We start from the raw sequence: 13,355 nt of genomic DNA on the forward strand, positions 1-13,355 counted from the left end.
TGCGGCGCCGTGCGTGTCGCTCGAACAAACGTCCGAACCGCCCCGTAGGCTCGACGCATGATCTCCTCAGTCCGCGGCACGGCTGTGCACGTCGATACGGATGCGATCGTCGTCGAGGTCGGGGGAGTCGGCCTCCACGTCGCCGTGACGCCGCAGGTCGCGCGCACCACTCACCTGGGCGACACGGTGACCCTCCACACGTCGCTCATCGTCCGCGAAGACGCGTTCTCGCTGTTCGGCTTCGAGTCGCGCGAGGAGCTCGCCGTCTTCGGCCAGCTGCTCGGCGTCACCGGCGTCGGCCCCAAGTCCGCGCTCGGCGTACTCGCGACGCTGACCGTCCCGCAGATCGCCGATGCGGTGTCCGGCGACGACGACGCCCCCTTCCGCCGGGTCTCCGGCATCGGCCCCAAGACGGCGAAGCTCATCGTGGTGCAGCTCGCGGGCAAGATCGCGGTGACGCGCCCCACCGGTCCGGCGGGAACGGATGCCGCCACCTCCGCTGCGATTCCGGCACAGGTCGTGCAGGCCCTCGTCGGCCTCGGCTGGTCCGAGCGCGTGGCGGTCGAAGCCGTCGAGAACGTCGCCGCCGACGCCGCCGAATCCGACCGATCGTCGGTGCCGGCGCTCCTGCGCCTCACGCTCGCCACCCTCGGCCCCGCCCGGAAGGAGACCGTGAGTGGGTGACGTGCGCGAAGCGGAAGAGCCCGTCGACGAGACCGAGCTCGCGATCGAGGGCGCGCTGCGCCCCACGTCGCTCGCCGAGTTCGTCGGGCAGCAGAAGGTGCGCGGTCAGATGCAGCTGCTGCTCGACGCGGCGCGCATCCAGCAGCGCCCCGCCGACCACATCCTTCTCTCGGGGCCCCCGGGCCTCGGCAAGACGACGCTCGCGATGATCGTCGCCTACGAGAGCGGACGCCCGCTTCGGCTGTCCAGCGGCCCTGCGATCCAGCACGCGGGCGACCTCGCCGCGCTGCTGTCGAGCCTCACGCCTGGCGAAGTGCTCTTCATCGACGAGGTGCACCGTATGGCGCGCTCCGCGGAGGAGATGCTCTATCTCGCGATGGAGGACTTCCGCATCGACATCATGGTCGGCAAGGGCGCCGGCGCGACGAGCATCCCGCTCGACCTGTCGCCATTCACCCTCGTCGGCGCGACGACGCGGTCGGGCCTTCTGCCCAACCCGCTGCGCGACCGCTTCGGCTTCACCGCCCACCTCGAGTATTACGAGCCCGAAGAGCTCGAGCGGGTCATCGAGCGGTCCGCAGTGATGCTCGGCGTCTCGCTGCCCCCCGCGGCGCGCGCCGAGATCGCGCGCCGCTCGCGGGGCACGCCCCGCATCGCGAACCGCCTGCTGCGGCGCGTGCGGGACTACCTCGTCGTCCACGGCCGCACCGGCGCGGACATCGCGGCGGTCGACGCCGCACTCGACCTCTACGACGTCGACCGGATCGGGCTCGACCGGCTCGACCGGGCCGTGCTCGACATGCTGGTGAGGCGGTTCCGCGGAGGACCGGTGGGTCTCAGCACGCTCGCCGTGGCGGTCGGCGAGGAGCCCGACACGATCGAGTCGGTGGTCGAGCCGTACCTCGTCCGCATCGGCTTCATGGGGCGCACGCCGCGCGGGCGCATCGCGATGCCCGAGGCCTACGCCCACCTGGGGGTGCCTGTGGCCGACTCGGTGCTGGGATTCGATGTCCTATAATCGCTGGAGGTTTACACCCACCCCCTCCTGCAAGGCAGCGCCGCCCTTCGGCGCGTGCCTCACCCGAAAGGTGCTTCCCGCTCCATGGACTTCGCTACCTTCCTGAGCAACTACGGCCTCATCATCCTGCTGGTCGTGCTCCTCGTCTTCATGTTCTGGAGCTCCCGCCGCCGTATGCAGAAGCAGAAGGCGGAGCAGGAGCAGAAGGCGCGTCAGACGGTGCCCGGCTCGGAGGTTCTCCTTCAGGGCGGTCTCTACGGCACGATCGTCTCCTACGACGCTGACAACCTCGACCAGCCCGCCATCGTGGAGCTCGCGCCCGGCGTCGAGATCAAGGTCCACAGCCAGGCCATCCTGCGCGTCGTCAACCCGGGCGAGCACGCGGTCACCGAGGACGAGTACCTCGCCGCCGAAGAGAGCCACGCCGAATACGCCGAGGGCGTCGCGAACGGCGACATCACCTCGATCAGCGACGACCAGGGCACCGCTGCGGGCAAGGACAAGACCGACCCTGACACCGAGGCCGGCACCAAGTCGCAGGGCTGACGCCCTCCGTTCGCCCGTTCGGGCTCTCAAGAAAGCAAAGACGTGGCGACATCCACTCCCGTCCGGCATGCATGGCGCGCGCTGACCGGACTCCTCGCGATCACGGCGCTCCTGTTCGGCATCAACGCGCTCGGCGTGTACGTGTTCGGCCAGAGCTCGTGGACCCCCGCGCTCGCGCTTGACCTCCAGGGCGGCACGCAGATCGTCCTCGAGGCGCAGACCGAGGACGGCGCAGACCCGTCGGCCGAGCAGATGCAGCAGGCCGTGACGATCATCCGCCAGCGTGTGGACGCCTCCGGCGTCGGCGAGGCCGACGTCACCACGCAGGGTGGCAACCAGATCGTCGTGCAGATCCCCGGCCAGGCCGACGAAGAGACGCGCAACCGCATCGAGGCCTCGGCGCAGCTGCAGCTGCGCGCGGTGCTGTACGCCGGAGCGCCCGCCAACACCTTCGTCGGGGACGACGGCAAGGAGACGCCGTACCCGACTCCGGACCCGACGCTCCAGGCGACCCCGACCACTTCGCCGACGAACGGCAGCGATCCCGCGTGGATCACGCCGGCGCTCCAGGCCGAGTTCCAGGCGTACGACTGCGCCGACCCCGCGAACGATCCGGCGAACGCGCCGGCGGACCAGCCGCTCATCACGTGCGACGCCGACGGGACCGTCAAGTACATCCTGGGTCCGGTCGAGCTCGACGGCTCGTCGATCGACGACGCGACCTTCGGGGTCCAGCAGAACAACGGTCTGTGGGCGGTCAACCTCTCGTTCGACGCCGAGGGCACCCAGACGTTCGGCGAGATCAGTCAGCGCCTCTACGGCGCGCAGGCTCCGCTGAACCAGTTCGCGTTCGTGCTCGACGGCTACGTGCTGTCGGCTCCCTCGATGAACGGCGTAATCCTCGACGGCAAGCCGAGCATCACCGGCAGCTTCACGCAGGAGACCGCGAAGGTGCTCGCCGACCAGCTGAAGTACGGCGCGCTGCCGCTCAGCTTCACGGTCGAGAGCTCGAACTCGATCTCGGCGACGCTCGGGTCCCAGCAGCTGCAGATCGGCCTCATCGCCGGCCTCATCGGTCTGATCCTCGTCGCGATCTACTCGCTCATCGTCTACCGCGCGCTCGGATTCATCATCATCGCGTCGCTCGCGGTGATGGCCGTGCTGACGTACGTCACGCTCTGCATCCTCGCCTGGCGCATGGGCTTCCGCCTGTCGCTCGCCGGTGTCGCGGGTCTGATCGTGACGATCGGCTTCACAGCCGACTCGTTCATCGTCTACTTCGAGCGCATCCGAGACGAGCTGCGCGACGGCAAGTCGATCACCGCCGCCGTCGAGGACGGCTGGGGACGCGCGAAGCGCACGATCTACATCTCGAAGTCGATCAACATCCTTGCCGCCGTGGTGCTGTACATCCTCGCGGACTCGACGGTGAAGGGCTTCGCGTTCACGCTCGGTCTCACGACCGCGATCGACGTCCTGATCTTCATCCTGTTCACGCACCCGGTGCTTCAGCTCCTGGCACGTACGCGGTTCTTCGGATCGGGGCATTCGCTTTCCGGGCTCGACCCCACCGCGCTCGGCGCCGTCTACCGCGGCCGTGCGCAGTTCCGCGAGCCGGTGCTCGCCACGGGCGCGGCGGGCCGCCGCAACGTCAAGTCCCGCGGTGAAGCCGCGCGTCGCCAGACCATCGCCGAGCGGAAGCAGGCCGAGCTGGCCGCCGCCGAGAGCGCGAAACCCGGCACGACCGTCAAGGAGGGAGACGACTGATGCGCTCCATGAGCCAGTTCGGCAACGACCTCTACACGGGCAAGACGTCGTTCCCCTTCGTCGGCCGGCGCCGCCTGTGGTTCCTCATCGCGGCGATCCTCGTCGTGGGCTCGGCCCTGGTGCCGCTGCTGCGCCCCATCCAGTTCTCGATCGAGTTCACGGGCGGCTCGCAGTTCACGGTGAGCGGCGTGGCGTCGCCGATCGATCAGTCGCTCGCCACCGACGCCGTCCACGCGGTCGTCCCGGATGCCACGACGAAAGTCGTCACCATCGGCGACGACGCGGTGCGCGTCCAGACCGACCAGGTCACGGACGCCGAGAGCCGGGAGATCTCGGCCGCCCTCGCCGAGGCGTACAACGTGCCCGAGAGCGAAGTCAGCTACGCGTTCATCGGCCCCAGCTGGGGAGCGGACGTCACACGCCAGTCGCTGTGGGGTCTCGCGATCTTCCTCGCGCTGACCGCGATCATCCTCGCCCTGTACTTCCGGACATGGAAGATGTCGCTCTCGGCGATCATCGGCCTCGTGGATGTGCTCATCATCACGATCGGCGTCTACGCGCTGTTCGGATTCGAGATCTCGCCCGCGGCCGTCATCGGCTTCCTGACGATCCTGTCGTACGCCCTGTACGACACCACGGTCGTCTTCGACAAGATCAGGGAGAACACCAGCGAGGACGGCGAGGTGTCCGGGCGCACGTTCGGCGAATCGGTGAACCTCGCGGTGAACCAGACGCTCGTGCGCTCGATCAACACGACCGTCGTCGCGATCCTGCCGACCGGCGCGATCCTGTTCATCGGCATCATCTGGGCCGGTGCGCAGACGCTCACCGACCTGTCGCTGTCGATCTTCGTGGGAACGATCGTCGCCGCGTACTCGACGATCTTCGTCGCGGCGCCGCTGTATTCGCTCCTGCGCGAGAACGAGCCGGCCATCAAGACGCGCGATGCGCGCGTCGTAGGGGCACGCGAGCTGGCGGGCACCCCGGCCTGAGGGTCCGGCGCGCGGGCGTAGGATTGTGAGGTCCGGCGGAGGGGAGGGTATCGAGTGACCGAGACCGTCCCTCCCGCCCAATCCTCCTCGCTGCGGCGCCTGGTCCCTCGGATCTTCTCGAGGTCGGCCCGCCGCGACGACGTCGAGCAGCTCCTGCGCACGGTGCGCACGCACCACCCCAAGGGCGATCTGTCGATCGTGGAGCGCGCCTACTCGGTGGCCGAGACCGCGCACACCGGGCAGCTGCGTCAGAGCGGCGAGCCGTACATCACGCACCCGCTCGCGGTGGCCCAGATCCTCGCGGACCTGGGTCTCGGGCCGCGCGCGATCGCGGCGGCGCTGCTTCACGATACCGTCGAGGACACCGAGTACTCGCTCGAGATGCTCACCAGCGAGTTCGGCGACGAGGTCGCCATGCTCGTGGACGGCGTGACCAAGCTCGACAAGGTCAAGTACGGCGAGAGCGCGCAGGCCGAGACGGTCCGCAAGATGATCGTCGCGATGTCCCGTGACATCCGCGTACTTCTCATCAAGCTCGCCGACCGTCTGCACAACGCCCGCACCTGGGGGTTCGTGCCGCCCGAGAAGTCGCGCAAGAAGGCGACCGAGACGCTCGAGATCTATGCGCCGCTCGCACACCGTCTCGGCATCCAGGCGATCAAGTCCGAGCTGGAGGACCTGTCGTTCGCCGTGCTGCACCCGAAGCTGTACGCGGAGATCGACAGCCTCGTGAAGCAGCGCACACCTCAGCGCGAGCAGTACGTGCAGAACGTCATCGACGCGGTCGACAGCGACCTGCGTGAGCTCCGCATCCGCGGCCGGGTGATGGGGCGTCCCAAGCAGCTGTACTCCGTGTACCAGAAGATGGTGGTCCGCGGCCGCGAGTTCGACGACATCTACGACCTGATCGGCATCCGCGTGCTCGTCGGCAGCGTGCGCGACTGCTACGCCGTCCTCGGCGCGATCCACGCACGGTGGACGCCGCTGCCCGGACGCTTCAAGGACTACATCGCGACTCCGAAGTTCAACCTCTACCAGTCGCTGCACACGACGGTGATCGGCCCGGGCGGCCGCACCGTCGAGATCCAGATCCGAACGCACGAGATGCACCAGCAGGCGGAGTACGGCGTCGCGGCCCACTGGAAGTACAAGGAGCAGATGAACGGCGGCAAGACGGACTCCAAGTCCGTCGACACCGACATGGCATGGCTGGCCCACATCTCCGACTGGCAGGCCGAGACCGCCGATCCCGGCGAGTTCCTCGATTCGCTCCGCTTCGAGATCGGCGCCAAAGAGGTCTACGTCTTCACGCCGAAGGGCCGCGTCATCGGGCTGCCCGCGGGGGCGACGCCCGTCGACTTCGCATACGCGGTGCACACCGAGGTCGGCCACCGGACGATGGGGGCGAAGGTCAACGGGCGGCTCGTGCCGCTCGAGTCCGAACTCAAGAGCGGCGACGTCGTCGAGGTGTTCACCTCGAAGAATCCCGACGCCGGCCCGAGCCAGGACTGGCTCGGCTTCGTGCGCAGCACCCGCGCCCGCAACAAGATCCGCGGCTGGTTCACCAAGGAGCGCCGCGAAGAGGCGATCGAGCAGGGCAAGGAGTCGATCGCCCGCGCGATGCGCCGGCAGAACCTGCCGCTGCAGCGCCTGATGAGCCAGGACTCGTTCACCGAGGTCGCCCACCAGCTCCGCTACGAGGATGTCTCCGCGCTGTACGCCGCGGTCGGCGAGGGGCATGTCTCGACCCAGTCGGTCATCGAGAAGGTCACCGCGCTCGTCGCCGCCAACGACACCACGACCGGCCCGATCGACCTGCCGGTGGTCGGCCGGGCCCGCGCCCCGCGCAACGGCGACTCCGGCATCCTCGTGCGCGGCGCCCCCGACATCCTCGTCAAGCTCGCGAAATGCTGCACGCCGGTGCCCGGCGACCAGATCGTCGGGTTCGTCACGCGCGGCAGCGGCGTCTCGGTGCACCGCGCCGACTGCACGAACGTCAAGTCACTGATGGAGGACCCCGAGCGGCTCATCGAGGTCGAGTGGGCGCCCACGACGAAGAGCGTCTTCCTCGTGCAGATCCAGGTCGAGGCCCTCGACCGCTCCGGGCTGCTGAGCGATGTGACGCGTGTGCTCAGCGAGCACCACGTCAACATCCTCTCGGCGACGGTCTCGACCTCGAACGACCGCCTGGCGCTCAGCCGGTTCGTCTTCGAGATGGGGGACATCGTCCACCTCGACCGCGTCCTCAACGCCGTGCGGCGCATCGACGCGGTCTACGACGTCTACCGCGTCACGTCGTCCTGACGCCCGGCGACGATCGCCCGCAGGCATGCGAGCGCTGAGCGCTTGTGGGGGAGCGCACCGGCCTCCAGCCGCGCGATCGCGCGGTCGGCAGCATCCGTGTCGACGTCCGCGAGGTGGCGCGCCGCCGCCGTGTGCTCGTCGTCGCCTGCACGCGCGAGGTCGGCCAGCGTGCGTTCGGGAGTGGTGACGAGCACGCCGCCGACCAGCTGGAGGTCCTCACCCGGGACCTGCAGATCGCGGTACACGATCCGGCGGTCCGGCCGGACGTGAAGTCGCCGCGGCACCGCGCGCTGCACGGTGTGGCGGGAGGGCGGCAGCGGCAGGCCACCGTGCACCCACGCCGCCGACAGGTGGGTCGCCGCGAGCGTGTCGCCCAGCGTCTCGCTGAGCGAGCCCGCACGGAGCGCCGCGGTCTCGATGGCGTCCGCGGGGATGTACGCGTCGCCCAGGGCGACGAGGTCGCCGTCGAGGCAGGCGGCGGTGAGCTCGGCGCGCGAGAGCCGCGCGTCGGCGAAGTAGAGGAAGGGCGATCCCACGGAGGCAGTCTGCCGCACACCGGACGATGCACGGATGCCGCATCCGCGGATTGTGGAGAACCCGGCCGCCGCGAATGCGACGACCGGGTTCTGCACCGTTCAGACGGGGCGGATCAGCCGCCGAGCGCCTTGAGCCACGTACGACGGGCCTCGAGTGCGTCGGTCGCGTTCGCGATCGCCTTCTTGTCGCCCGACTTCTTCGCGGCCTCGAGCTCGTCCTCGAGCTTCTGGATCGCGTCGTACAGCTGGCGCGTCATGTCGTTCGCGCGCGCCTTCTGCTCGGGATCGTTGCGCTTCCAGTCGGCGTCCTCGCGTGAGCGCAGTGCGTTCTCGATCCGACGGAGCTCGTCGTCGAGCGAACGCTCCGTGTCGCGGGGGAAGATGCGGCCGATCTCGTCCCAGCGGCGCTGGATGCCGGTGAGGATCGAGCGGGCCTTCGTGATGTCGCGCTCGTCGCTGACGGCCTTGGCCTCCTCGATCAGCGCGCGCTTGAGGTCGATCTTCTCCCGCGAAGCTTCGGCGTCCGCCGTCTCGCGCTCGATCCGCGCACCGTAGAGGGCGTCTCCGGCGGCCTTGAAGCGTGCCCAGAGCGCGTCGTCGACCTTCTTGCCGGCGCGTCCCGCGGTCTTCCACTGATCGAGCAGCTCGCGGTACGCGGGGATGCCGTCCTCGCCCTTGGGCGCGAGGGCCTCGGCCTTCTCGACGAGGCGCGTCTTGCGGTCGCGGACGCCCTTGTGAGCTTCATCGAGCTCGGCGTAGAACGCGCGGCGGTGCTTGTCGACGGTGGCGCGAGCGTCGCGGAATCGCTTCCAGAGCTGCTGAGCCGTCGACTTCGGAAGGCGCGGACCGTTCTGCTGCTGCGATTGCCACTGGTCGAACAGCGCGTTGAGCTCGGCGGTTGCCTGCTTCCACTGCACGGTGCGCGGGTCGCGGGCGGCCAGCGCCTCGGCCTTCTCGACCAGCTCGGTGCGGGCCTTGACCGCTTCGTCGACCGCTTCGCGCGCCGCGACCGCCTCTGTCGCAGACTCGGCGGCGAGCGTCTCGGTGAGAGCGGCGACGCGGGCCACGAGGCTCGCGATGTCGCCGACGGCGGCGGCCCCGTCGAGCTTGCCGTTGATGGTGCGCGCGGTCGAGCGCAGGTCCGAGGCGGACGCGCCGCCCCGACGGTGGCGCACCTCGAGGAGCGTCACCTCGCTCGCGAGGTCGTTGTACTTTCGCTCGAAGTAGGCGAGCGCCTCTTCGGGCGAGCCGTCGGGGTACTGACCCACGACGCGCCAGCCGTCGGCCTCGCGGACCGAGACGGTGCCGTCCTCGTCGACACGACCCCACGGCTCGTCGTCCGACGGCGCGGTCTCGACGACGACGTCCACGGCCTCCACCGCGACGACATCGCCGTCTTCGACGACGTCGGCGACTCCGATCACCTCGACGGCGACGACCTCGGAGTCCTCGACGACCTCCACCACGTCGATCTCGACGACCTCGACCTCGACGCCCGCGGGTTCGGACCCTGCAGATTCGGACCCTGCAGATCCGGCTTCGTCCGGCGTCTGCTCGGATTCGCCGGTCTCGGCGGCCAGGCCATCCTCCGCGGGCCGGTCTGCCTCCGCGGTGTCTTCGGCGGCGGCGTCGACATCTGCTTCCGTCGCGGCTCCGGTCGTGGGGGCGGCGTCTTCAGCGACGGGCTGGGTCTCGTCGTCGGCCCCGCTGGTCTCGGGGGCGTCGGTCTCGGGCTGGAAGTCTGCTGCGGCAGTCACGGGTTGCACCTCATCGCGGCTCACGCCGTCTGTAGGGAGTGGGACGGGTCACAGCCTAGTACGGCGGATGGCTCGCCCGAGGTGCCGTCATGGCGCGAGACGCCCGATGTCAGGGGGTCGGCGTGGGCGTCGCGCTCGGTTCCGGCGTGGTCGTCGCCGACGGCGTCGGTCCCGGCGTCGTCGCGGTCGGAGTCGGGGTCGACGACGGCGTAGGCTCGGGGGCCCCGGGGCCGGCGACGAAGTACAGCGTCTGCGCCCCGATCAGACCGAGCACGAGCACACCGCCGACGACGCCGGCGATCAGGTTGTCGCGCGTGCGACGGCGCGCCTGGCCGTCGTGGAACTGCCGTCGCGCCTCGTACAGCCGCGTGCGCTCCCGCGCAGCCCGTGCGTCGCGGTCCTTGCCACCGGTCGCCACGTGACCTCCTCGTTCCGTTCGTGTCGGGCGCGTGCGCCTCGTGCCAGGCGGCGCCCGGGCGGGTTGATCCTACGGGGCCGCACCGCGGCGGCAAAACCGCGACCGATCCGGTGTCGTGGGCGCGGGATAGCCTGGTGGAGTGACCGGTCCTTCCGCGCTCTTCCAGGGCCTGACGCCTCTCGCCGTGCGCATGCGCCCGACGTCGCTGGACGAGGTCGCCGGTCAGTCGCATCTGCTGCGTGCGGGATCGCCGTTGGTGACACTCGCGAACCCGGAGGCCGCGGCCCGCGCCGCGACGTCGGTCATCCTGTGGGGCCCGCCCGGGACCGGCAAGACGACGCTCGCGCAGGCGATCGCCCGCTCCTCCGGGCGGCGGTTCGTCGAACTCTCGGCGGTGACCGCCGGTGTGCGCGACGTGCGCGAGGTGATGCAGGAGGCGCTGACCCAGCGCGATCTCTACGGCCAGTCGACCATCCTGTTCCTCGACGAGATCCACCGCTTCACGAAGGCCCAGCAGGACGCTCTGCTGCCGGGCGTCGAGAACGGCTGGGTCGTGCTCATCGCGGCGACGACCGAGAATCCCTCGTTCTCGGTGATCTCACCGCTCCTGTCGCGGTCGCTGCTGCTGACGCTCAAGCCCCTCACCGACGAAGACCTCGGCATGCTCCTCGACCGCGCGGTGACCGATGCCCGGGGCCTCTCGGGCACCGTCGTGCTCGGCGACGAGGCGCGCGCCGCTCTCGTGCGGCTCGCCTCGGGCGACGCGCGGCGGGCGCTCACGGCGCTCGAGGCGGCCGCATCGCTTGCGACTCCGGACGGTGACGACGAAGAAGACGACGCGACGACGATCCCCGAGATCTCAGCCGACAACGTCGCGCAGGCGGTCGATCGCGCGCTGCTGCGCTACGACCGCCAGGGCGACGAGCACTATGACGTCATCAGCGCCTTCATCAAGTCGATCCGCGGCTCGGATGTGGATGCCGCGATGCACTACCTCGCCCGCATGATCGAGGCAGGGGAGGACCCGCGGTTCATCGCCCGCCGCCTCATCATCTCGGCCGCGGAGGACATCGGCCTCGCCGACCCCCAGGCGCTGCCGATCGCCGTCGCAGCCGCCGACGCGGTGCAGTTCATCGGCATGCCCGAGGGTCGCATCCCGCTCGCGGAGGCGACCGCATATCTGGCGACGACCGCGAAGTCGAATGCGGCCTACCTCGCGATCGACGCGGCGATCGCCGACGTGCGGTCGGGCGGCTTCGGCCGTGTGCCGATCCACTTGCGCGACGCGCACTACCCGGGGGCGAAACGCCTGGGACACGGCAAGGGTTATGTGTATCCGCACGACGCCGAGATCGGCATCGCGTCGCAGCAGTACCTGCCGGACGAACTGCGGGGGCGTCGCTACTACGAGCCGAAGGCGCTGGGCGCCGAGCGCGACCTCCAGGCGCGGCTCGAGAAGATCCGTCGCATCCTCGACGGCGGATGACCGCCGACTGTTGTCGCACGATATCCCTCTGAGGTATATTAATCTCCCTCAGAGGGATATCGTCCACGTCGCGCTCGGAGGTGCCGCATGCAGTTCGTGATCCTCGGCCTGCTGCTCGGTGGCCCGCTGTCGCTCTACGACGTCCAGAAGCGGTTCGCCGCGGGCATCTCGCTGTTCTACAGCGCGAGCTCGGGCAGCATTCAGCGCGCGCTGCAGCACCTGCTAGACGACGGGTCCGCGGTCGTCGCCGCGGCCGACGGCAGCCGGCGCGGCCGCAAGCTCCACCGGATCACCGATCAGGGGCGGGAACGGTGGCACGCGTGGATGCGGGCACCCATCTCCGGCGGAACGGATGCGGAGACCACGGCCCTCGCGAAGGTCTATCTGCTGGGCCTGCTCGATGCGCCCGAGGATCGCGCGGACGCGGTCCGCAGCATCCGCGAGCACATCGACGGTTCCCGCGCGGCGCTGGAGGCACTGGCGACGGAAGTGGACGCGCGCGCCGCCGGCCTCGACCACGCGTCGCGGCAGATCTTCGCGTTCCAGCGCGCGACGCTCGATTACGGACTGCGCTCGCACGCCCTGATGCGCGAGTGGATCGACGAAGTGGGGGAGCAGGCATGAACGGGCGACTCTCGTGACACCGGCCGCCTTCGCCGCCGTCGTCGCCTGCCTCGTACTCGGCGCCCTCGCCGTTCTCCAGATCTGCGTGGCTGCCGGCGCGCCGTGGGGGCGCTTCGTCTGGGGCGGGGCGCATCGCGTGCTTCCGCGCCGGCTGAGGATCGCCAGCGCGGCTTCCGTCCTGCTCTACGCCGGTTTCGCCGCGGTGCTCCTCAGCCGGGCGGGCATCCTGCCGGGTGGCGACAGCCTTGTCATCCGCGTCCTGACGTGGGCCCTCTTCGCGTATTTCGGCGTCGGGATCATCATGAACGCGATCTCCCGGAGTCGTGCCGAGCGCCTCACGATGACACCGGTCTGCCTGGTGCTCACCGGCGCGACGCTGGTCATCGCCCTCTCATGAAGGCACGGCGGCGCGTCTGCTAAGCTTGAGCGGCTCGAAACGCAGTTTTCGGGCATCCCCTCTCTTCCTGACCTACCTTCCGGCATGCCCCGGCGTGCAGTCCGGACAGGGCGAAGACAGGGCGATACGCCCGCGGGCCGTGAAAGACACGGCCGCGTCATCGAAAGGAACACTTCGTGGCAACGAAGTCCCAGGACCGCCGCAAGGTCCGTCTCTCCCGCGCCCTCGGCGTCGCGCTGACCCCCAAGGCAGCCAAGTACCTCGAGAAGCGCCCGTACGCGCCGGGTGAGCACGGCCGCACCAAGCGCAAGCAGGACAGCGACTACGCCGTCCGCCTCCGCGAGAAGCAGCGTCTGCGCGAGCAGTACGGCATCCGCGAGAAGCAGCTGCGCATCCAGTTCAACGAGGCCCGCCGCACCCAGGGCCTGACGGGTGAGAACCTCGTCGAGCAGCTCGAGATGCGTCTGGACGCCCTCGTGCTGCGTGCCGGCTTCGCCCGCACCACCGCGCAGGCGCGCCAGCTCGTCGTGCACCGCCACATCCTCGTGGACGGCCAGCTCGTCGACCGCCCGTCCTTCCGCGTGAAGCCGGGTCAGCTCATCCACGTCAAGGCCAAGAGCGAGGGCATCGAGCCCTTCCAGGTCGCAGCCCTCGGCGGTCACGCCGAGGTCCTGCCGCCCGTCCCGGGCTACCTCGAGGTCGAGCTCGACAAGCTCCAGGCCCGTCTCGTGCGTCGCCCCAAGCGCGCCGAGGTCCCCGTGGTCTGCGACGTCCAGCTCGTCGTCGAGTACTACGCAGCTCGGTAATTCTGAGAACGCACGAAGGG

The 13,355-nt window shown here is 69.7% G+C and carries 13 protein-coding genes; 10 read left to right on the plus strand and 3 right to left on the minus strand.

Annotated elements, in window-relative coordinates:
• Window positions 1-57: 57 nt before the first annotated feature.
• From ruvA to MRBLWH7_RS04405, 6 genes are all read left to right on the plus strand, one after another.
• Window positions 58-684 (plus strand): Holliday junction branch migration protein RuvA, encoded by a 627-nt coding sequence (ruvA, locus tag MRBLWH7_RS04380; protein ID WP_341999510.1) that lies wholly within the window; start codon window positions 58-60, stop codon window positions 682-684.
• On the plus strand, window positions 677-1,702 hold the full coding sequence (ruvB, locus tag MRBLWH7_RS04385) for a Holliday junction branch migration DNA helicase RuvB (RefSeq protein ID WP_341999512.1): 1,026 nt from the start codon (window positions 677-679) through the stop codon (window positions 1,700-1,702). Before ruvA ends, ruvB begins: the two co-directional genes overlap by 8 nt.
• An 84-nt stretch (window positions 1,703-1,786) precedes the next feature.
• Window positions 1,787-2,248, plus strand: a complete 462-nt coding sequence (locus tag MRBLWH7_RS04390; RefSeq protein ID WP_341999514.1) for a preprotein translocase subunit YajC — start codon at window positions 1,787-1,789, stop codon at window positions 2,246-2,248.
• 42 nt (window positions 2,249-2,290) lie between these two features.
• Window positions 2,291-4,015, plus strand: a complete 1,725-nt coding sequence (gene secD / locus MRBLWH7_RS04395; protein WP_341999516.1) for a protein translocase subunit SecD — start codon at window positions 2,291-2,293, stop codon at window positions 4,013-4,015.
• Window positions 4,015-5,007 carry a protein translocase subunit SecF gene (gene secF, locus MRBLWH7_RS04400; RefSeq protein ID WP_341999518.1) on the plus strand — a complete coding sequence of 331 codons (993 nt, stop codon included), beginning with the start codon at window positions 4,015-4,017 and terminating at the stop codon, window positions 5,005-5,007. Before secD ends, secF begins: the two co-directional genes overlap by 1 nt.
• Before the next feature lie 54 nt (window positions 5,008-5,061).
• Complete coding sequence (locus MRBLWH7_RS04405) at window positions 5,062-7,311, plus strand: bifunctional (p)ppGpp synthetase/guanosine-3',5'-bis(diphosphate) 3'-pyrophosphohydrolase (protein WP_341999520.1); 2,250 nt, start codon at window positions 5,062-5,064, stop codon at window positions 7,309-7,311.
• Here the strand turns inward: MRBLWH7_RS04405 and MRBLWH7_RS04410 are convergent.
• The 3 genes from MRBLWH7_RS04410 to MRBLWH7_RS04420 form a co-directional block, all read right to left on the minus strand.
• Entirely contained in the window at window positions 7,290-7,847 is a 558-nt protein-coding gene (locus MRBLWH7_RS04410; RefSeq protein WP_341999522.1) for a hypothetical protein, read from the minus strand. The two genes, MRBLWH7_RS04405 and MRBLWH7_RS04410, sit on opposite strands and share 22 nt — an antisense overlap.
• Window positions 7,848-7,960: 113 nt before the next feature.
• Window positions 7,961-9,604, minus strand: coding sequence for a DUF349 domain-containing protein (locus MRBLWH7_RS04415; protein WP_341999524.1), 1,644 nt, complete (start codon window positions 9,602-9,604; stop codon window positions 7,961-7,963).
• 109 nt (window positions 9,605-9,713) lie between these two features.
• Entirely contained in the window at window positions 9,714-10,022 is a 309-nt protein-coding gene (locus MRBLWH7_RS04420; protein ID WP_341999526.1) for a dioxygenase, read from the minus strand.
• A gap of 139 nt (window positions 10,023-10,161) precedes the next feature.
• On the opposite strand from MRBLWH7_RS04420, the gene MRBLWH7_RS04425 reads away from it, so the two are divergent.
• The 4 genes from MRBLWH7_RS04425 (at window position 10,162) to rpsD (ending at window position 13,335) form a co-directional block, all read left to right on the plus strand.
• Window positions 10,162-11,508: a replication-associated recombination protein A gene (locus MRBLWH7_RS04425; RefSeq protein ID WP_341999528.1), complete on the plus strand. Its 1,347-nt coding sequence runs from the start codon at window positions 10,162-10,164 to the stop codon at window positions 11,506-11,508.
• Window positions 11,509-11,595: 87 nt separating this feature from the next.
• Window positions 11,596-12,132, plus strand: a complete 537-nt coding sequence (locus MRBLWH7_RS04430; protein WP_341999530.1) for a PadR family transcriptional regulator — start codon at window positions 11,596-11,598, stop codon at window positions 12,130-12,132.
• Between the two features lie 13 nt (window positions 12,133-12,145).
• Window positions 12,146-12,529 carry a hypothetical protein gene (locus tag MRBLWH7_RS04435; RefSeq protein ID WP_341999532.1) on the plus strand — a complete coding sequence of 128 codons (384 nt, stop codon included), beginning with the start codon at window positions 12,146-12,148 and terminating at the stop codon, window positions 12,527-12,529.
• Window positions 12,530-12,705: 176 nt separating this feature from the next.
• Window positions 12,706-13,335: a 30S ribosomal protein S4 gene (gene rpsD / locus MRBLWH7_RS04440; RefSeq protein WP_018170803.1), complete on the plus strand. Its 630-nt coding sequence runs from the start codon at window positions 12,706-12,708 to the stop codon at window positions 13,333-13,335.
• The last annotated feature ends 20 nt before the right edge of the window (window positions 13,336-13,355 follow it).

The sequence above is a fragment of the Microbacterium sp. LWH7-1.2 genome, from assembly GCF_038397755.1.
Taxonomy (GTDB): domain Bacteria; phylum Actinomycetota; class Actinomycetes; order Actinomycetales; family Microbacteriaceae; genus Microbacterium.

Bases quoted from the DNA above. Each gene is read 5' to 3' on its own strand.
- ruvA (WP_341999510.1), top strand. From the start codon at position 58: ATGATCTCCTCAGTCCGCGGCACGGCTGTGCACGTCGATACGGATGCG.
- MRBLWH7_RS04390 (WP_341999514.1), top strand. From the start codon at position 1,787: ATGGACTTCGCTACCTTCCTGAGCAACTACGGCCTCATCATCCTGCTG.
- secF (WP_341999518.1), top strand. From the start codon at position 4,015: ATGCGCTCCATGAGCCAGTTCGGCAACGACCTCTACACGGGCAAGACG.
- MRBLWH7_RS04430 (WP_341999530.1), top strand. From the start codon at position 11,596: ATGCAGTTCGTGATCCTCGGCCTGCTGCTCGGTGGCCCGCTGTCGCTC.